Source organism: Streptomyces sp. NBC_00075, from assembly GCF_045041225.1.
Classification (GTDB): domain Bacteria; phylum Actinomycetota; class Actinomycetes; order Streptomycetales; family Streptomycetaceae; genus Streptomyces; species Streptomyces adonidis.
Genome location: NZ_CP108243.1, coordinates 11,632,330 through 11,651,937, shown reverse-complemented (window position 1 = coordinate 11,651,937; position 19,608 = coordinate 11,632,330). Strand labels below are relative to the sequence as shown.

The 19,608-nt window shown below is 70.0% G+C and carries 10 protein-coding genes; all 10 read right to left on the bottom strand.

Features of this window, described 5'->3' with window-relative positions:
* Positions 1-25 precede the first annotated feature (25 nt).
* The 10 genes from OG787_RS51275 to OG787_RS51230 are packed head-to-tail and all read right to left on the bottom strand — an operon-like array spanning position 26 to position 19,607.
* Positions 26-6,799, bottom strand: a complete 6,774-nt coding sequence (locus tag OG787_RS51275; RefSeq protein WP_405540334.1) for an amino acid adenylation domain-containing protein — start codon at positions 6,797-6,799, stop codon at positions 26-28.
* 22 nt (positions 6,800-6,821) lie between these two features.
* Positions 6,822-10,196 (bottom strand): AMP-binding protein, encoded by a 3,375-nt coding sequence (locus tag OG787_RS51270; protein ID WP_405540333.1) that lies wholly within the window; start codon positions 10,194-10,196, stop codon positions 6,822-6,824.
* Entirely contained in the window at positions 10,193-12,502 is a 2,310-nt protein-coding gene (locus tag OG787_RS51265) for a pyridoxal-phosphate dependent enzyme (RefSeq protein ID WP_405540331.1), read from the bottom strand. Before OG787_RS51265 ends, OG787_RS51270 begins: the two co-directional genes overlap by 4 nt.
* 2 nt (positions 12,503-12,504) lie before the next feature.
* Positions 12,505-13,533: a kinase gene (locus OG787_RS51260; protein ID WP_405540329.1), complete on the bottom strand. Its 1,029-nt coding sequence runs from the start codon at positions 13,531-13,533 to the stop codon at positions 12,505-12,507.
* A 36-nt stretch (positions 13,534-13,569) separates the two neighbouring features.
* Positions 13,570-15,099, bottom strand: a complete 1,530-nt coding sequence (locus OG787_RS51255) for an argininosuccinate lyase (protein ID WP_405540328.1) — start codon at positions 15,097-15,099, stop codon at positions 13,570-13,572.
* The gene (locus OG787_RS51250) at positions 15,096-16,025 is read right to left on the bottom strand and encodes an isopenicillin N synthase family dioxygenase (RefSeq protein WP_405540327.1); all 930 of its coding nucleotides are present in this window, start codon (positions 16,023-16,025) and stop codon (positions 15,096-15,098) included. Before OG787_RS51250 ends, OG787_RS51255 begins: the two co-directional genes overlap by 4 nt.
* Positions 16,026-16,084: 59 nt before the next feature.
* Positions 16,085-17,308 carry an ABC transporter permease gene (locus tag OG787_RS51245; protein WP_369032826.1) on the bottom strand — a complete coding sequence of 408 codons (1,224 nt, stop codon included), beginning with the start codon at positions 17,306-17,308 and terminating at the stop codon, positions 16,085-16,087.
* 7 nt (positions 17,309-17,315) lie between these two features.
* The gene (locus OG787_RS51240; RefSeq protein WP_369032827.1) at positions 17,316-17,720 is read right to left on the bottom strand and encodes a hypothetical protein; all 405 of its coding nucleotides are present in this window, start codon (positions 17,718-17,720) and stop codon (positions 17,316-17,318) included.
* Positions 17,717-18,379 (bottom strand): ABC transporter ATP-binding protein, encoded by a 663-nt coding sequence (locus tag OG787_RS51235; protein ID WP_369032828.1) that lies wholly within the window; start codon positions 18,377-18,379, stop codon positions 17,717-17,719. The genes OG787_RS51240 and OG787_RS51235 overlap by 4 nt, the downstream gene beginning before the upstream one ends.
* Positions 18,369-19,607, bottom strand: a complete 1,239-nt coding sequence (locus OG787_RS51230) for an ABC transporter permease (RefSeq protein WP_405540326.1) — start codon at positions 19,605-19,607, stop codon at positions 18,369-18,371. Before OG787_RS51230 ends, OG787_RS51235 begins: the two co-directional genes overlap by 11 nt.
* Position 19,608: the final 1 nt, after the last annotated feature.

The window sequence follows — 19,608 nt, the reverse complement described above, 5'->3', positions numbered from 1 at the left end:
TCGCTCACGTCGTACGTCCGGCAGGTCAGAGGGTGAGCAGCAACGCCGGCAGGAGTCCCTGAGCCTCCACCCGGTCGACGAACGCCGACCAGTGCGGGGAGTCGGCCACCGTGGCGGCCTCCGCCGCGTTGGCGAAGTCCAGCCTGCGACCGGTGAGTTCCGCCCAGATCAGGGCGAGTTCCGCGCACTCCTCCGCGGTGGCCAGCGGCACCGTCCCCAGGCTGCGGTCCGGCTCGTCCAGGAAGGCGTCGAGGACCCGGGCCACGGCGTCGACCAGTCGCTCCACGGTGGCCGCGGTGAACAGGGCGGAGTCGTACTGGAGGTCGAGGCGCAGGCGGTCCCCCTCCAGGAACCGGAAGAACAGGTCGAACTGGCTGGTCTGCGGGGGCATCTGCTCCAGGATGGCGGTCAGTCCCGGCAACTCCCCCAGTTCCATGGGGTAGTTGTCCACGGTAACCACCACCTGGACCAGCGGTGGCACGCCGGGCCGACGGGCGACATCCGCCGTCCTGACGATCTCCTGGAACGGCGTCAGCTGGTGTTCCAGCGCGGTCAGCACGCTCGCCATGACGGATTCCAGGAGGTCGGCTGCGGAGCGGTCGAGGTCCACCTGGTAGCGGCAGGGCAAGGTGTTGGCGAAGAAGCCGAGCAGGTGTTCCGTGCCGGGTACGGCGCGGCCGGCCACACCGGTGCCGAGCACCACGTCCGGCTGCTGGCCGAAGCGCGCCATGACGACCGCGGTGGCCGCCTGGACGAGCATGAAGAGGGTGGTCCGGCGTGCCCGGGTGAGGTCGGTGAGACGCCGAGTCGCTTCCCCGTCCCAGGTCCGGGTGGCGTACCCCGGGGCCCGGGAGCGATCCTCGGTGCGCTCGTGGTCGGTGAACAGGGGGAGTTCTCCCGGGTAGCCGTCCAGGTACGAGCGCCAGAAGGCCCGTTCCTGGTCTGCGGAGGACTCCAGCCGCTGCTGCTGCCAGACGGCGTAGTCGCCGTACTGGACGGTGAGTTCGGGCAGGCGCGGCGATCGGTCCTCCTGGTGGGCCAGGTACGCCTCGGTGATCTCCCGGACGGCGACGTCGATCGACCAGCCGTCGGAGATGACGTGGTGGCTGCTCCACTCCAGGATGTGCTCGGTGGCGGAGAAGGAGTACAGCCGGATCACCGCCAGCGGACCGCACTCCAGGTCGTAGCGGCGCCCGGCGGCCCGCTGCCAGACATAGTCCTTCCGTGCCTCGAAGTCCGCGTCGACGTCGTCGGTCACCTCTTCCACCTCAAGGTGGACCCGGGCCTCGGGCGCCGGGACCTGGTACGGGATGCCGTCGCGGACGAGGAAGCGCACGGAGAGGGTCTCGTGGCGGTCCACGAGGGTGTCCACCGCGTATCGGAGGGCGTCGACGTCGACGCGGCCGGTGAGGCGCAGGAGCGAGACTCCTTCGTAGGAGCGGTCGTCGGGGTCGACCTGGCTGAGGAACCACAGGCTGGCCTGATTGCCGGCGAGCGGGAGTTCCACCGTGCCCTCCGGCCGCCGGGGGATCGTTGCGGTGTTGAGAGAGGCAGGCCGGTCCGTGCCGGTGCCGGCCCCGTAGAGGGCCGCAAGCTCGCGGGGCGTCGGGTTCTCGAAGAGCGTGCGCAGCGGAAGGTCCACGCCGAACCGGTCGCGCAGCCGGGCCATCACCTGGGTGGCGTGGAGCGAGTGTCCGCCGAGGTCGAAGAAGTTGGTGTTCGCGCCGGGGCGGTGGTCCAGTCGGAGGACGGACGCCCAGGTGTCGCACACCGCGGCCTCGGTGGGCGTGGCGGGTTCTTCCGCCTGCTCCGTCGGCGCCGTGACCAGGCTGTCGACGTCCCAGGTGGCGAGCACCTTGCTGTCGACCTTCCCGTTGGTGTTGCGCGGGAGTTCGTCGAGGCGGATGAGGAAGTCCGGGACGGCGTAGCGGGGAAGCGTCCTGGCCAGCCGGTCACGGACGTCGGACGGGGCGACGTCCAGGCGGAGCACCGCAGCGTCCTGTGCCGGTGGGGCGGCGTCGCCGGACATGCCTTCGGCGACCTTCGGCACGTAGAAAGCGACGAGCTGTTTGCCACGGCCCTCGTCGAAAGTACGGGCGATGACCGCGCTCTCCTGGAGGTCGTCGAGTCCGGCCAGGGCCGCCTCGATCTCGCCGAGTTCGACGCGCTGGCCGCGGATCTTCAGCTGGCTGTCGATACGGCCGAGGAACTCGTAACCGCCGTCGGAGAGTTGGCGGGCGCGGTCGCCGGTGCGGTACGCGAGGACGCGGGGATCGTCGGCGAACGGGTCGGGCACGAACGTCTTGGCGGTGCGCTCGGGGTCGTTGAGGTAGCCGGCGCCGACGACCAGGCCGCCCACGTACAGCTCTCCAGGGGTTCCGACGGGTACCGGTTCCCGGTTGTCGTCGAGGACGTAGACGGCGCTGTTGCGGATGGGCCGACCGAGCTGGACCGAGGCGATCCGCTCGTCGATGTCCTCGACAACCTCGTAGTGCGTGACGTCGTCGGAGAGTTCGGTGGCTCCCCACATGTTGAGGAAGCGCACCTTGGGCAGCAGCCGCCGGAAGGCGTTGACGGTCTTGGGCGTCAACGCCTCGCCTGCGCAGACGACCCAGCGCAGCGCGAGGCCGGGGAAGGCGTCCACGCCGTAGTAGGCGAGTTCCGCGTTGATCACGCTGAGGACGGACGGGGAGACCTCCAGGATCGTGACGCCGTCCTCGGCGAGCGCGCGCAGGAGGCGGGGCGGGTCCTGGCTGACCGCGTCCGGGTAGATCACCGTGGTGCCGCCGACGCCGAGCGGTGCCAGCATCTGCCACACCGAGATGTCGAAGGTGGCGGCGGCGTCCTGCGACACCAGGTCGCCGGCGGCGATGTCGAGCGCTTCGACCTTGGCCTCGATGTGGTTGAGCATCCCGTCGTGCCGGATCAGCGCGCCCTTCGGCTCTCCGGTGGATCCGGAGGTGAAGGTGACGTAGGCGCTGTCCCGGCCGGACGGCACCAGGCCGGCGTACGGCTCACGGTCCGCGGCCTCGGCGAGCACCGTCCGCAGGTCGAACACGGGGATCGGAGCGGCTTCGCCCGCCGCCTCGACGGCCGCTGCGGTCAGCGTCTCAGTGAAGGTCTTGCCGCTGAGCAGCAGGGTGGCTTCGCTGGTGCGCAGCATGCTGGCGACGCGCGGGACGGGGCCGTTGGGCAGGGGCAGATACACCGCACCGGTGCGCATGACGGCCATGGCGGCGGTGAGGAAGTCGAGGTCGCGGCCCGTGCCCAGCCCGATCACCGTGCCGGGTCCGGCGCCCAGTTCGGCCAGCCGGGTGGCCAGTCCCCCGACCCGTTCGGCCAACTCCCGGTAGCCGAGGGTGTGTTCGCCGCACACGGCGGCGGTCTTCTCCGCATGCGCGGCGACGGCCTGTTCGAACACCTGGAACCAGCCGTCCGCCGACAGAGGTTGCGGCGTGGGGTCGCCGAAGCCGGCCAGCAGTTCCCGCCATTCCTCCTCGCCCAGCAGTTCCCGTCGGGTGGGCACCCGGTGCACCCCGGCCACGATGCTCTCCAGCACACTGCGGTACAGCCCCGCGATGCGCCGCAGCTGCTGCTCGGAGACTCGCTGCATGTTCCCTTCGAGGTCCAGGGCGATCAGTCCGCTGAAGGGGTCCCGGTTGAACTCGGCGCGGAGCGTGTAGTTGGTGTGGATGTACGCCTTGGCGTCCAGGACCTCCAGGTCGGTGGCCGCAGCGAGCCGCTGGTAGCTGTGGAAGTGGGTGTAGTTGAAGCTGATGTCGGTCAACTCCCGTATCCCGACCAGCCGCTGGATCTCCGCGAGGGGGTAGCGCCGCACCGGCAGCAGGGCCGTCTCCTTCTCCAGGGCCGCGCGGATCAGGTCGCTCCAGCGCACGGCACCGCTGTCCAGCCGGTACGGAACCATGTTGAGGTGCAGACCGAAGACCTCGGTGCCGCCCTCGTCCTCGGGGCGGCCGTTGGACATGACGGACAGGACGACGTCGTCGCGCCCGGTCAGCGTGGCGACCGCCCGGGCGTGGGCGGCGATCAGGACGTGCCGGACGGTGACGCCGCAGGACCTGGCCACCTGGTCGAGGCCGTCCGAGAGCTCCGGGGGGATGTCGACGCTGAGGAAGCCAATGGTTCCCTCGTGGACGTCCAAGGACCCGCCGACCAGTTGCGGCAGGAGGGTCGGCTCCACGCCCGCCAGTTCGCCGGCCCAGAACGTGCGGGCGTCCGGGTCTTTCAGTGTCCGCTGTTCCAGAGCGATGAAGTCGGCATAGCGGCGCGCCGTGCGGGGAGCGGCTTCCGTCTCCTCGCCGTTCTTGATGGCCCAGTAGTCGCTCAGGAACTCGGTCATCAGGGAGGCTTCGCTCCACCCGTCGAGCAGGGCGTCGTGGAAGCTCATGGAGAACAGGAACTCCCGCTCGCCCAGGACGTGCGTGTGGAACCGGGAGAGCGGCGGGTCCGCCCAGTCGTAGCGGACGCGCTCCTCGCGGGCGTGCCACGCCTGAAGTTCCGCTTCCTGTTCGGCGGCCGGAAGGTGCGTCAGGTCGGTGACGGTGAGCTGGACAGCGGCCGTCCGGTGCACCAGTTGCAGCGGCTCGGAGTAGCCGGTGAGATCGAAGGAGGTGCGGAGGATGTCGTGGCGGTCCACGGCCCGGGCGATGGCCCGCTCCATGGCGGCGTGGTCGTAGGTGTCCTTGAGCCGGAACGAGAACACGTCGCAGTACATGTTGACGTCGGTCAGGTAGGCGCTGTGGAACAGCAGCCCGGCCTGGAGGGTGCCCACGGGGTAGGCGTCCTCGATCCCTGCGATGGCCGAGACGCGTTCCAGGTCCTCGGGAGTGAGCATGCTGAACGGTGCGACGGGCTCCTCGGCGGTCGGCGCCTGGTCGGCGACGGCGGCGAGGGCTGTCGGTGTCTGCAGGGCGTAGATGTCGGCGAGGTCCAGGGTCATGCCGCGCTTCTCGGCGTTCGCGCGCAGCTTGAGCGCCAGGATGGAGTCGCCGCCGACACTGAAGAAGGAGTCGTTCCCGGTCACGCCCTGAACGCCGAGCACCTCCTCGTAGAGAGCGACGAGCGCGCGGACGGTGGTTTCCGCGCCGGCTTCGGGCACGTCGTCACCCGGGAGGGCCTGCGGGGTGCTCTCCCGGAGACTGCCGGCCACTGTCGCGGCGGGCAGACGGGCCTTGTCGATCTTGCCGTTGAGGTTCATCGGAAGGGCGTCGACCGGGATGACGAAGGCGGGGATCATGTAGTGCGGCAGGCGCTGCCGGAGGTGGGCGAAGAGCTGGTCGGGGTCGAGTTCGTCGCCCGCGACGATGTAGGCGACGATCCGGGGTGTGCTGTCCGCGGTTTCGGCCCGGACCCGGTCGCCGCCACGGATCAGATCCCGGATATGGGTGATCTCGGTGGAGAGCGACCGTTCCCTCACCACCGGGCTCTCCGGCCCCTTCGGCACGGCCGCGACGACGGCGGCCTGGCGGACGCCGGGAACGTCGGTCAACGCGGAGCGGATCTCGCCGAGTTCGATGCGGAAGCCGCGGATCTTGACCTGGTCGTCCTTGCGCCCGCGATACTCGTACTCCCCGGTCGGAGTGAGCCGAGCCAGGTCGCCGGAGCGGTAACCGCGCCCACCGCCCTCGGGCAGCTCGACGAAGCGGTCCCGGTTCAACTCGGGGCGTTTGAGATAGCCGAGGCTTACGCCGGGGCCGGTCACCACGATCTCGCCGACCTCCCCGTCCGGCACCTCGGAAAGATCATCACTCACCAGCAAGAACCCAAGACCCGGCAAAGGGTCGCCTATCAGCGAGGCCCCCGCCCGGAGATCCTCACTCCGCACCCGACGGAAAGAGGCATGCACCGTCGTCTCCGTGATCCCGTACATGTTCACAAGGCGGGGGGAATCGTCCCCGTACTTGGCGAACCACGCCCTCAGATCCGCGAAATGCAGGGCTTCTCCGGCGAAGATCACCCAGCGCAGGGGCAGTCGGTCGGCGAAGCGGATGTCCTCCGCCCACAGCGGCTGGAAGGCGGTGGGTGTCTGGCTCAGCACGGTGACCTGCTCGTCGCGGAGCAGCCGACGGAACGCCGCAGGATCCTTCGCGGTCTGCGCGGGTACGACGACGAGGCGTCCTCCGTGGAGGAGCGCGCCCCACATCTCGAAGACGGAGACGTCGAAGGCGAAGGAGTGGACCAGCGTCCACACGTCCTCGGGGCCGAAGTCATACCCGTCCTCGCACGCGGCAAGGAGACTCAGCACGTTGCCGTGAGAGACCTGGACGCCCTTCGGGCGGCCCGTGGTGCCGGAGGTGAAGATGATGTACGCGCGGGTGTCCCGGTCGGCGGCAACGTCGGGCTCCTCCGCAGCGGGCTCCGGGAGTGGATCGTCCACGTAGATGGCGACGACGCCGTCCGGTACTCGCCCGGCAAGGGATCGGGTGGTGATCACCGCTGCGGGTTCGGCATCCTCGACGATCAGCTCCAGTCGCGCGGGGGGCGTCTCCGGATCCAGTGGGACGTACGAGGAGCCTGTGCGCACCACCGCCAGCGCCGCCGCCACCATCCACGCCGACCGCTCCAGCAGAATCCCCACCGGGGATCCCGGCTCCGACGACACCTCGCGCAATGCCGCAGCCAACTGTGCGGCCCTCTCGTCCAGTTGACGGTACGTCCAGCTCCGCTCCGCGTCGTTCACCGCGACGCGCTCCGGGTGTGCCGCCACCGACGCCGCGAACGCCTCCGCCAAGCCGCTGACGGAAGACAAAGTGGTGCCCTGGGTCTCGTTGCGCTTCATTGCGAACCTCCGGAAATCCATCTCACGTTTGGGGAAGGGCGATCAGTTCTCGCAGGCCGGCCCTGAACTCCTCGCACACGCGCGCCGCTTCGCCCGCCGCGACCAGCTCCCGCTGGTACTGGAGGCGGAACACCAGGCGGTCGCCGTGGCAGGTGCCGTAGAGGCTGAAGGCGAACGAGACGTCGCGGGGCGGTAGGTCGTACGCCTCCAGTTCGACGCCTCCGTAAGTCTGGCGGCAGCCGCTCCACGGAATCGCGAAGCCGTCGTCGAGCCAGCCGCCGGCCGACTGCTGGAAGGTCAACGTCGCCTGGAAGAGCGGGTGTTGGCCGTGTCGCTCCGGCGCCAGGGCTCTGATCAGGCGGGACAGCGGGATGTGCGCCGTGTCGAGGACGGTGCGCAGCTCCCGCCAGGTGCGCTCCGCCAGTTCGTCGAGAGCGTCGCCTTCGCAGAAGTCGCCGAGCAGCGGCAGCATGTTGACGAGGTAGCCGACGGTCTCGGCGTAACGCCAGTCGCTTCGCCCGTGGTGCGGCGTGCCGATGACGATCTGGTGGTGTCCGGTGACCCGGTGCAGCGCGCGCAGATAGGCCGCGGCGAGGAGGACGAACGGGGTGTGCCCGCGCGCCCGGCCGTGGTCGTGGACCTGCCGGGTGGTCGCGGCGTCCACGTCGAAGTCGACGACGGCCGCCGGGTTGCGTCGGCGCCTGGCCGGCAGCGCCTGGGGCAGGAGCAGTTGGTCGCGCAGTGGGTGCCATCGCTCGGTCAGGGCGGTGAGGTGTGTCTTCGCCGTTTCCGAGTCCAGTACGGCCTTCTGGGCGCCGGCCCACTCGATCGCGCCGACGCCGGGGGCGGGGGCCGGGGCGGGGGTGTCATCGACGCCCAGAACGTCGGCCAGGATCTCGGCCATGACGATCCGCAGCGACCAGTAGTCGACGACCACGTGGTGACATGCGAGCAGCAGCAGCGTGCTGGTCGGTGTGAGTACGGCGGCGGCCCGCACCAGGGGGCCGGAGGTCAACGGGAATCGCCGGTGGGCGACGTCCTCCAGGAAGCGGCGGGCCTCCTGCGGATCCTCGGTCTCCTGTTCCCGGAGCTGGAAGTCCAGCGGCAGGCTGTCGTGCACGACCTGGGTGCCGGTGCCGAGCGGGCCCAGCGTGGTCCGCAGGGCGGGGTGCCGGGTGAGCGCGGAGGCGACGGCGGCGCGGAGGCGGTCCGGGTCCAGCCGGCGGGCGACGCGCAGCGCCGTCGGCAGGATGTTGGCGGTGTCCTCCGGGTGCAGTTCGTCGTGGAAGGCGAGTTGGACCTGTCCCTCGGACGCCGGATGGGTTCCGGTGCCGTCGCCCGGCGTCCCGGTGGAAGGCGTGGTCGGTGAGGTCGCGGGGACCGGGGTGGCGGCGAGTTCTTCGGCGATCTCCGCTAGGGAGCGGTCGCCGTAGAAGAGGCCGGCGTCGACCGGCCGTTCCAGGAGCCGCTCCGCTCCGCCCTTCAGCGTCACCAGTTTGAGCGAGTCCAGACCGAGCGCCGCCAGGGGCTGCTTGTGGTCCTCCGGGGTCGGTTCGTATCCCAGGTGGGCGGCGGCGAGCCTGCCGAGTGTGTCGCGCAGTGTTTCCCGGCCGGTGTTCGGCTCGGCCGAGGGGGTGCCGACGGGCGCGGGCCGGGGCCGCAGGACGAGGCGCAGGGTGCCGTCGAGGTGGCGCTGTCTGGTCTCGGCCCGGCGTATCTTCCCGCTGGACGTCTTGGGCAGGGAGCCCGGAAAGACGAGGACCACGTCGGAGAGGTGCACGTCGCATCCTGCGGCGACCTCTCGTCGTACCCGCTCGGCCAGCGCATGTGCTGTCTCCTCGTCGGCGCGCAGTGCGGCCACGCCGTCGCGGGTCGTCTCCAGCACCAGAACGACGTCCCGCTCCCCCGGGTCCGGCTGGAACGCGGCGGCGGCGCCCCTGCGGAGGTACGGGGAGTCGAGGGAGCCGACGCTCTCGATGTCGTGCGGATAGAAGTTGCGTCCGGCGACGATGATCAGGTCCTTGCTCCGCCCGACCGGATAGAGCTGCCCGTCCTGGACGGCACCGAGGTCGCCGGTGCGCAGGAACGTTCCCTGGTGACCGGTGACGCGGGCCCGGAAAGTCCCCTCGCTGGCCACAGGGTCGCCCCAGTAGCCCTGCGCGACGCTCGGGCCGTGCACGCAGATCTCCCCGACGGCGGCGTCCGGCAGACTCGTGCCGTCCTCTCCTCGGATGACGACGGTGGTGCCGAGGGCGGCAGCGCCCGAGGAGACGATCGCGACGGCGTTCGCCGACCCCTCGGCGGCGGCCTGGAGCCGCCCCTTCTCCAGGGCGCCCCGGTCGAACAGCCCGGTGCGGTGGCCTGCCCCGGGCTGGGCCCCGGAGACGAAGAGGGTGGCCTCCGCCAGCCCGTAGCAGGGGTAGAGGGCATCCGCGTGGAAGCCGTGCTCGGCGTAGCAGGCGGCGAAGCTCCGCAGGGTCTGCTCGCTGACCGGTTCGGCTCCGTTGAAGGCGACCCGCCAGGAGCTGAGGTCCACTCCGGTCAGCCGCGCGGGGTCGTAGCGGTCGACGAGGAGCTGGTAGGCGAAGTTGGGCCCGCCGGAGCAGGTGGCGCCGAAGCGGGCGATCGCGGTCGGCCAGATCATCGGATCGTGGACGAAGGCGAAGGTGTTGAGGAGCACGGCGGGGATGCCGTAGAAGAGCGGCAGCAGTGCGGTGCCGATCAGCCCCATGTCGTGGTACATCGGCAGCCAGCTGAGGATGACGTCGTCGGTGCGTACCCCGAAGCCTGCGGTGATCGCTGTCTCGTTCTCCACCAGGTTGCCGTGGCTGACCATCACGCCCTTGGGCCGGCCGGTGGATCCGGAGGTGTACTGCAGGAACGCGAGGTCTCCGGCGGCGAGTTCGACCGGCCGGAACAGCTCGTGGTCGCTCGTCAGCATGGCCTCGACCGTGTGCACCCCGGGCCCGCCCGCCACGTCCTCCGGCAGAAAGGTCTCCCCCAGCTTCTCGGCGAGTTGGTCGGTGGTGAGCACGTGGGTGGGGCGGCAGCTTTCGGCCACCGCCGCGATGCGGTCGAGCTTGGCGCCGGGCCGTGGCGCGTAGAGCGGCACCGCGACGACTCCGGAGTACAGGCAGCCGAGGAACACCGTCAGGTAGTCGAGTCCGGGCGGGAAGAGCAGCAGGACCCGGTCACCGGGGCGGGCCGTGCGCTGGAGGTACACCGCGACCTTCTGCGCCGACCGCTCCAACTCCCGGTATCCGACGGTGCGTTCCACGGCGAGTTCGGTACCGACGAAGGTGTACGCGGTGGCGTCCGGCCGTTCCCGGGCCCAGTGGGAGAGGGCGGCCGGGATCGAGGGGAACGCCACGGGCGGGCGGGTTCGCAGTTCCGTCACCGTGCCGTCCTCCCTTCCGCCGTCCGGTGGTTCGGCTCCGGCGGGGTGTCGTGGATCCGGGGTGTCAGCTGGCCGATGGCGTCGGCGCAGGTCTTGGTGACCTGTGTGGCCGAGTCGCCGTGGGCAATGACGTAGCCCAGGCGGTCGTATGCGTCGCGGGGCGGACGTACGGCGGCTCCCGGGCGGGCGGTGACGACGACGCGGTCGACGCCGTCGATGTCGCGTGCCTGGTCGGTGCCGTCGACTCCGGCGAGTTCGCCTTCGCGGTCGGCGAGGAGGAACTGGATGCCGGCGTGGCGGGTCGGCTCCGCGGCCGGCTCCGGGGACCGGCCCAGGGCGACGCGCAGCTGCTGTTCGAGGAGTTCCGTCCCGGTGGCCAGCCGGATGAGTTCCGGGATCATGCCGCCGGCCATCCGGGCGTTGATCTCGATGAGCGCCGGGCCGTCCTCGGCGAGCCGTACCTCGGTGTGCGTGGCGCCCAGCTCGATGCCGACCGCTTCCACGGCGCGGCGTACGAGGTCCTCCAACTGTCCCGCCACCGTGCGGGAGAGCGGGGCGGGGAAGAGGTGGCGGTGCTCGACGAAGTACGGGGAGCCGGTGACGCTCTTCTCGGTGATGCCGATGCAGCGCGTCTCCCCCTTCCAGCTGAACATCTCCACGCTGAACTCGGGTCCGTCCAGGTACTCCTCGACCAGCGCTGTCCCGGCCGTGGCCAGGCCCCGCGCGTTGACCTGGACGGCGAGGATCCTCTCGACCTGTGCCTCGGCCTGTTCCCGGGTCGCGCACAGCAGCACGTTCGTGGAGCCCGACTCGTCCGCCGGCTTGACCACGCACGGCAGGCCCACCGCGTCGACCGCCGCGGGCACCGAGGCGACCTCGGTCACGGCGGCGAAGCGCGGCTGACGCACCCGGGCGGAGTCCAGCTTTTTCCGCAGCTCCGACTTGTCGCGGCAGGCGGCCACCGCCGCCACGGGGTTGCCCGGCAGTCCCAGCCAGGCCGCGAGGTCGGCGACCAGCGGGACGTAGAAGTCGCTGGTGGTGGTGATGCCCGCGATCTCCTCTCGGCGGAAGCGGTTCTGGACGGTGCGGCGCAGCTCAGCAAGGGAGTTCGTGTCGCAGACCAGCACCTCGCACTCCGCCTCGGCGAGGCCGGCGTACCGCTCGGGACTGCTGGTCAGGAGGACGGCTTCGTGTCCGAGCCCGCGCGTCGTCTCCAGCGCGAGCATTCCGGTCCCCGTGGTGTTGGACTCCACGAAGAGAAGGTGCCGGCGCAGCCCGGAGGTGCCGTCGCCCTCGCGTGGTGTGCGGGACCACCCGTGCACGATCCGGCCCGGCTCGACGGCCCGGGGCGCGGATGCGGTGTCCAGTTCGTGCAGCCCCTGTTCCGTCCAGTACGGGTCGCTGTACACGGTGTCGACGTAGCGGTCTCCGCGGTCCGGGAGGATACCGACGATGCGAGTGCCCGGTTCGGCCCGGGCGGCGAGGTCGCACAGCACCCGGTACACCGACCCGGAGGTGTTACCGGCGAAGATCTGCTGCTCCCTGGCGAGGGCGCGGGTGGACTCGAACGCCTCGGTGTCGTTGAGCCAGTGCACTTCGTCGATCAGGCGGCGGTCGAGGTTCTTCGGCAGCAGGCTGTTGCCGAGGCCGCTCTGCAGCCTGCCGGGGACGTCGGGCTGCCCGAAGAGCACGCTGCCGACGGCGTCGACCCCGACCACGGTCAGGTCCGGCAGCGTGTCCCGCAGGGCACGAGCGGTGCCACACAAGGATCCCCCACTGCCCACCGAGCCGACGAGTACGTCGATCGGCCCGAGGTCGCCCAGGATCTCGTCGGCGAGCAGGCGGTAGGCGCCAGGGTTGTCGGGGTTGCTGTACTGCTGCGGCCAGAAGGCGCCCGGCAGGTCGGCGAGCAGCCGGTCGAGCAGTTCCAGCCGGGCGCTCTGCCACCCGTGCTCGCTCATCGCCTCCACGACGTGGACCTGGCATCCCAGTGCGCGCAGCTTGGCCAGGGTGACCTCGTCGATCCGGGGGTCGGTGACGATGTGCACGTCGTGGCCGAGGGCGGTCCCGACGAGGCCGACACCCAGCGCCATGGTCCCGGAGGAACTCTCGATGACGGGTGCCCCGTCGCGGAGGGCGCCGGTGCGTTTCGCCTCCAGGATCATGTTTCGGGCGACGCGGTCCTTCATGGCGAACAGGTTCTGCAGTTCGAGCTTCGCGAAGACCTCGACGCCGGGGGCGCCGGCCACACGAAGGCGTACCAGCGGCGTGTGCCCGATGGCGTCAACCACACTGTTGAAGAGCATGTTCAGGTCCCTGGGTGGTGGCCGACGGATGTGGTGAACGGTGCTTCGGGGGTTTCCGGATCTCTCAGCAGTGGGTCTTCGGATCTCTCCGGCCCGTCGGGTCTCTCGCCCTCCGGCCCCAGCGAGCGGTAGACGGACACACTCCCGGTGAACGCGGCGCACGATTTCCGGACGTACTCGACGCTGTCCGCCTGCTCGTCCTCGTCGCCGGGGAGAAGCACACCGAGGTTCGTCCCGCTGTGCGCGAGCACCAGCCCGAGCCCACCGACGTCCCGGCAGATGCGCAGCAGATCGTCGAAGTGCTTTCGCGGAGAGAGCGTGGAGTTCATTTCCGCGCTCCGGGTGGAGACATCACCCACCGTCTGGAGATCACCGACCTGAACAGCGTCCGTGAGTTCCCTCAACAGCTGCGCGTACTCCCGCTTCTCGGATTCGCTGCGTGGCTTCTTCGACTGATTGAACCGGACGGTGTCCACCATTCCCCCGGCGTCGTGGGCGACGATCGTGAGAGGCGGAAGAAATCCCAGCTTCTCGCGCAGCCGCACTTCCCGGTGGTAAAAGGTGACAATTCCCGGGTACATGACACCGTCCGACGGCTCTATGCCGCGCAGGAACAATTCGATCTCCCTCTCCGTGAGCCGTACGCCCATTGCCGCACCGACGGCGCGGGCCGTGGCCACCAGATCGGCGGAGGAACTGGCGAGCCCCTTTCCCTCGGGCAGCTCGGTGGTGATGGTCAGAGAACCGCCGCCGCGGTGACCGTGGGCCCGCAGGATGCGTTCCGCGAGGAGACGGGACTTGGCTTTGTGCGGTGGCCTGACCACTACCTCGCGGCGGGACGGGGCGAGCCGGAACTCCGCGGTGGAGGAGGAGGTGATCGGAAGGGTGACGAGGAAGTCCAGTTCGTTCTCGGGCAGCACTCCCTGCAACAGTTCACCGAAGGTTCCGTTCGCGGTACCGACCCCGACGCCGTCTTCCTGGACGGGGCCGTACGGCGATGCCTCGTGCTGTTCTCCTGGTGGTCCAGTCATCTACTCCCCCGTGTCCCTACCGAGCCGGTGCGGCCGCTATCTGCCGAGTTGACGATCGATCTCCGCGAGCGCGCCGCGAACCCGTTCGCTGCGCCGGGCCCACTGGACGCGCTGCTCGTCGAGGTGAGCGGCCTGTCCGGCCAGCAGGTCGCGCACCGCGTCGGGGTGCGCCGATCCCGCCGACTGCTTCCGGCGCAGGCTCTCCTCCACGTCGAAGGCCACGGCCAGGGCGTGTCCGGGTTCCGCCAGCTCGAAGCCGTGCTTGAGCGCGACCTCGCACAGCAGCTCGGGGTCGGTCTCGCGCGGCGAGAGCCCTCGGCCGGAGGCGGCGACGATGTACTGCCCTGCGATGACCTGGGCTCTGCGCCAGGGCACTTGCTCGTCCAGGGTCAGCAGGTTGGCGAGGGTGAACCCGCCGAGGTACTCGCGCTCGCAGACCTCGCGCATCCGGTCCTTGCGGAACCGGAGGTTGTCCACCACGGTGTTGAGCAGGCGCAGCACGCTCCGCGCTGCGGTGAAGGCGGGATAGAGGTGCGCGCCGGCCTCCTTGGAGACCTCGACCGAGTTCGAGTACGGCGTGTTGCGCTGGCCCAGGACGAGGTCGAGGTGGAAGGCGCTGAGGTGGGCGGTCCTGCCCCGGATCCGTTCCAGGATCGGGAAGTTCTTCTTCTGCGGCATCGCGGAGGAGATGCCGCAGAGGTCGTCGGGGAGGTCGATGAATCCGTACTCGCTGCTGCCCCAGCTCATGAGGTCGGTGGCGAACCGGCTCAGTGAGACTCCGAGGACGGAGAACTCGGCGGTGATCTCGACCGCCCAGTCGCGGGAGGCCACGGCCGCGAGGGCGTGCGGCCGGACTGCACGGAAGCCGAGGAGGTCGGCCATGTGGCCGCGGTCCCACGGCAGTTCCTGGCCCGCCATGGCACCGGCGCCCAGCGGGCTGAGGTCGATCCCGTCGTAGGTGGCGAGGAGCCGGGTCAGGGAGTGGACCGACTGCTCGCACAGGGCCGCCAGATAGAAGCCTGGCGTGATGATCTGGGCGGTCTGGAGGTGGGTGTAGCCGGGCATCGGGATGTCGAGCGTGCGCGAGGACACCCGATGCACGGTCTGGGCGAAGTCGAGGAGTTGCTCGGCGGTGCGGAGCAACTGTTCTCTGCCGAAGAGGAGTTGGGCGCAGGACTGGAAGTCGTTGCGGCTGCGGTCCACATGCCATCCGGGAATGGGAGTGGCGAGGCGTTCCTCGACGAAGCGTTCCAGAGCGAACGCGATGTCCGACATGTTGTCGTCCGGGCTCGCCCGGATGCGATCGGCGGTGACCTCTGAGAGCAGCCGGCCCAACTCCCGGACTTCCTCCGGAGGAACGATGCCCATCCGCCCGTACTCGATCGCGAGCACCTTTTCGATGGCGATGTACCACGGGAGGAGATGTTCGGCCTCGTAGTGGAACTGCGGAGCGAGTATCTCGTCGTGGAGCAGAGCACTCGGCGCCGAGGTGATACGCCCGCTGATCGGGGCGGAGGAATGTCCCGCTGAAGGCGACACGCCATCCGTCTCGGGAATTTCGCTCACGACGCGGCCTGGTAAGTCGTCTGCATCTTCCAGGAGAACCATTGGCCGACGGTCACCTGGTCGAGATCCGCCTCGGTGGTTCCCGCCGCCAGTGGTTGCATCGGTTCGATGGAGGTGTCGTGGTTCGGCAGGTAGAAGAACGGGATGGAGATCCGCGAGGACGTGTTTCCCGGTTCCGGATTGACCACCCGGTGCACGGTCGACTTCCACCGGCCGCCGGTCCAGAAGGCCATCAGGTCACCGATGTTCACCACGAAGCTGCCCGGAACGGCCGGGACGTCCAGCCAGTCCTCTTCACCGCGGAGCACCTGGAGGCCGCCGAGTGCGTCCTCCACGTACAGCACGGTCAGACTGCCCCAGTCGGTGTGGGCGTCCCGGCGAAGCCGATCCGCCTGCGGTTCGGGGTAGTAGTAGTTCGCGAGCAGCAGTGACACGTGCCCGTCGAACTTGCCTTCGAAGAAGTCCTCGTCCAGCTCAAGCGCCAGCGCGAACAGCCGCATGATGTCGGCCGACAGTCCTGTCATGGCGGCGATGTACTCGTCCCAGGTCGCCTTGAACCCGGCGTCCGGCCAGATGTTCGCCGCTTTCCAGGTGGCCGGGTAGTCACCGAGTTTCGCGCGCTCCTCCTCGCTCAGGTCTCCGGTCACATGCGCCGCGAACGCCTCGTACGGCCCTCCGGGGCGGCGCAGCCCGGACACCCCGGCGCCCTGGTTCGCGCTCAGTCCCTTCTCCGCTTCCGGCAGCGTGAAGAAGCCCTTCGTCGTGGTGTACATGCGATCCACGAGGTCCTTCGGCACGCCGTGCCCGACGATCGTGAAGAAGCCCGAGGTCTCGCAGGCCCGCCGGATCGCGGCGGACATCTCCGCACGGCCGGCTTCGGTGTTCCGGCCGGACAGGTCGATGATCGGGACGAAATCGTCTGTCATGACAGCTCCATCGCTCGGGCGGCCTTGACTGCCGCACCTCTTGCAGAAGTCGGTGACCCTCACAGAGACACAAGGCTCCGTGCGGGCTTGAGCCGGGTCGCGCGCCGGGCGGCCAGGACCCCTGCGCCGGTCGCGCCGACGACGGACACCAGGGCGGCGGCGCCCAGGGCGGTGAGGCTGACGCTGACGGGCAGCCCTTCGCCGGCGGCCTCCGGAGCATCGCCGTGCCCTGCGACGGAGGGCGGCGCGGAGAAGAGATCGGGGGCGGGGATGTACGAGAGCAGACCGGCCAGGGCCGCGCCGACGGCGATACCCACCGCAGCGCCTACGAGTCCGAGGACCAGGGCTTCGACGCGGAAGGCCCTGACGACGTGGGAACGTCGCCAGCCCACGGCCATGAGCAGTCCGATCTCCCGGGTACGTTCGGAGACCAGGCCGCGCAGTGCCGTCCAGCTCAGGACCAGGCCGCCTATGCCGCCGACGACCGCGGCGATGGTCGAGAAGCGGGCGGAGATACGGCCGACGGCTCCCATGATCTGGACGAGGCTGTCGGGGGTGATGGCGCTGACCTGGCCGACGCGGTCGGTGATCCCGGCGGTGACGGCTTCGGTGTCGGCCGAGTTGCCCACCTGCACATGCACCTGGTTGACCTGGTCCGCCGTCAGGCCGGCGAGTTCCTGGGCCTCGGCGAGCGGGAGGTAGATGTTCGAGGCCGCCGTCTGCGCCGAGTCCTTGACCTCGACCACTCCGACCACGCTGAAGCTGCGCTCGCCGACCGTGACGCGCTGGCCGACCTTGGTGTCGTAGAACGCGGCGTAGTGGCGGTCAAGGACGGCGACGCCTCGCTCGCCGGTGCGCAGGGAGCGGCCCGCGATCAGGTTGTGGTCCAGGATCCGGCCCGGGCCGACCGTCCGCTGCCCGGGGTCGACTCCGGCGATGGTGGTGGTCGAGCGCGCCCCGAAGTCCCAGATCTGCAGCGAGCCCACGGCCGTGTCGACGCCGGGTACGGCGCCCATCTCCCGGACCTCGCCGCTGTCGAAGGTGGCCAGGCCGAACGGCTGGCGTACGCCGCGTCCGGTCTGCTCCGAGGGGGTGCCGCTGTCCGGCCGGGTCACGACCAGATCGGCGGCGATGCCCGCGAGCGGGGCGCGGGCGGCCTCGCGGAACCCGGAGCCGAGGGAGGTGAGGGCGATCAGCAGGGCGGCGCCCAGCGCCACCGCGGCGACCACGGCGAGGGCTCGCCGACGGCGGTGTCGCAGCTGGGAGCGGGTGTAGAGGTTCACCGTGCGGTCAGCCCTTCGTCCGCTGTCGCAGGGCGGCGTCGAGGTCTTCGATCTCCCAGTCGCCCTCGGCGCTCTTGATGGGAGCCTCGCCGGTGGGGAAGCCCTTGAAGCTGACCTCGCCGTCGATGAGGACGGCGATCGCGACGTGGCCGGTCAGGTCGTGCTCGTCGGTGAAGTCCTTGCCTTCGGGGGTGTCGGCGTCGTATCGGGAGACGCTCACCTTTCCCTTGTAGTCGGCGAGGACCCGGTTGATGTCTTTCAGGACCGGCTGCACGGGAGGGTGGTTGAGGTACACCAGGTCGACGTCGACTCCCGTTGAGGGGTCGTCGGCCTTTTCCTGGTCCTCGCCGCCGCAGCCTGTGGCGGCGAGGACCGCACTGAGCACGAGTGCGGGGATGAGTCTGCGGTTCATGCGACTTCCAATCCGTCCTGCAGCCTGATCTGCCGGTCGGCGGCGGCGGCCACCTTCTCGTCGTGGGTGACGACGACCAGTGCGAATCCGGTCTCCTGGCGCAGCCGTTGGAACATGTCGAGGATTTCCTGGCCCGTGGAGCTGTCCAGGTTGCCCGTGGGTTCGTCGGCGAGGATCAGCGTCGGTTCGCCGACCAGCGCCCGCGCGATCGCGACGCGCTGCTGTTCCCCGCCGGAGAGCTGACCGGGGCGGTGGGTCGTGCGGTGGCCGAGGCCCACCTGTTCCAGGCGCTTTCGGGCCTGCTCGTGGCGCTCGGTGGCGCTCATGCGCAGGGGGTACAGCGGGATGGCCACGTTCTCCAGCGCCGACAGTGTGGGGATCAGATGGAATGCCTGGAAGACCAGGCCGACGTGCTGGCGGCGCCAGTCGGCCAGGGCGTCCTCTCCGGTGGGCAGGGCCTCGCCCCGGCTGCTGATCCGTCCCGCGTCAGGCGAGTCCAGCCCGGCGAGGAGGTTGAGCAGGGTACTCTTCCCCGATCCCGACCGGCCCACGATCGCCAGGAACTCCCCGACGTGGATGGTCAGATCGATGCCGGCCACCGCGGTGACGTCGCCGAAGGACTTGCGGATCCCCTCGGCCTTCAGGGCTTCACTGGACACGCCATGCCTCCATGGGTTTGATGCCTGCCGCGCGCCTCGCGGCGAACACGCTGACCAGTGCTGCCGCGACCAGGCCGGCCAGGGCGGCGGAGGCGATCAGAAGAACGTCGAGCGAAGCCCGCAGCGGGACGGTGAGGGACAGTTGCCGGGCTCCGCCGGCGAGGAAGTGGGGGGTGGGGCTGAGTTCCCAGGGGACCGGCACGGTGACCTGGGTGGTGCTCAGTGCCCAGGTCACCCCCACGGCCGCCAGGACGCCGATCACCAGGCCCAGCGCCGTGATGGCCGTCGTCTCCGCGGTGAGCTGGGCGGTCACCGAGCGGCGCGGCCAGCCCACCGCACGCAGGACGGCGACATCCCGGCGCCGCTCGGCGAGGTTGGCGCCGACCGTACGTGCGAGCCCGGCCGCCGCGACGAGCAGGGCGGCGATGCCGACCAGCAGGCCGAAGCGGTCGATCAGGGAGAACGTCGAGCCCAGGGCGTCGTCGAAGGACTGCGGTGTGGTGATGAGACTGTCCTCGCCGAGTCCGGCGGCGATCTCGCGGGCGACCGCCTCGCTCTGGGAGGGCTGGGCGGTGACGAAGACCATGTTGACGTCGGTCGGGCCGGAGATTCCGGCAGCGGCGGTGATCTTCTGCGCGTCGCCCAGAGGCAGGTAGGCGTTGGCATTGGCGATCTGTCCGGCCCGGCTGGTGTCGACTAGGCCGACCACCTCGAACGCCCGGCCGGCGATGGAGAAGGTGTCACCGGTCTTGATCTGCTTCTGCTCCGCGTAGCTGAGGTCGAGCACGACAGCGCCGGAGTCCTGGGGTTTCAGGAAGCGGCCGTCGCGCAGACCGGCGCTCAGCCGGCCCGGCCCGATCCGCTCCGCCGGATCCATGCCCAGCGTGACGACCAGGTCCTCGTCCTGGAAGGACCAGAAGATCAGGGCTCGGCTGGTCGCCTCGACGCCCTCGGTGGCGGCGACGGCCGAAGCCTCCTCGTCGGTGATCGCGGCGGCGGAGTGCGGGAAGACGGCGCCCTCGAACGCCTTCGGCCGATCGCCCTCGCGCTGGGCCACGATGTCGGTGCCGATCTCGGACAGCGGGGCTCTGGCCGCTTCGCGGTAGCCGGTGCCGTACGCCTGGAGGCTCAGGAAGAGCGCGAGGCCGATGGCAAGGCTGATCGCACCGGTGAGTGTCCGGATGGGCCGACCCTTCAACTCGGCCCATACCAGAGTGAATCGGGGCACT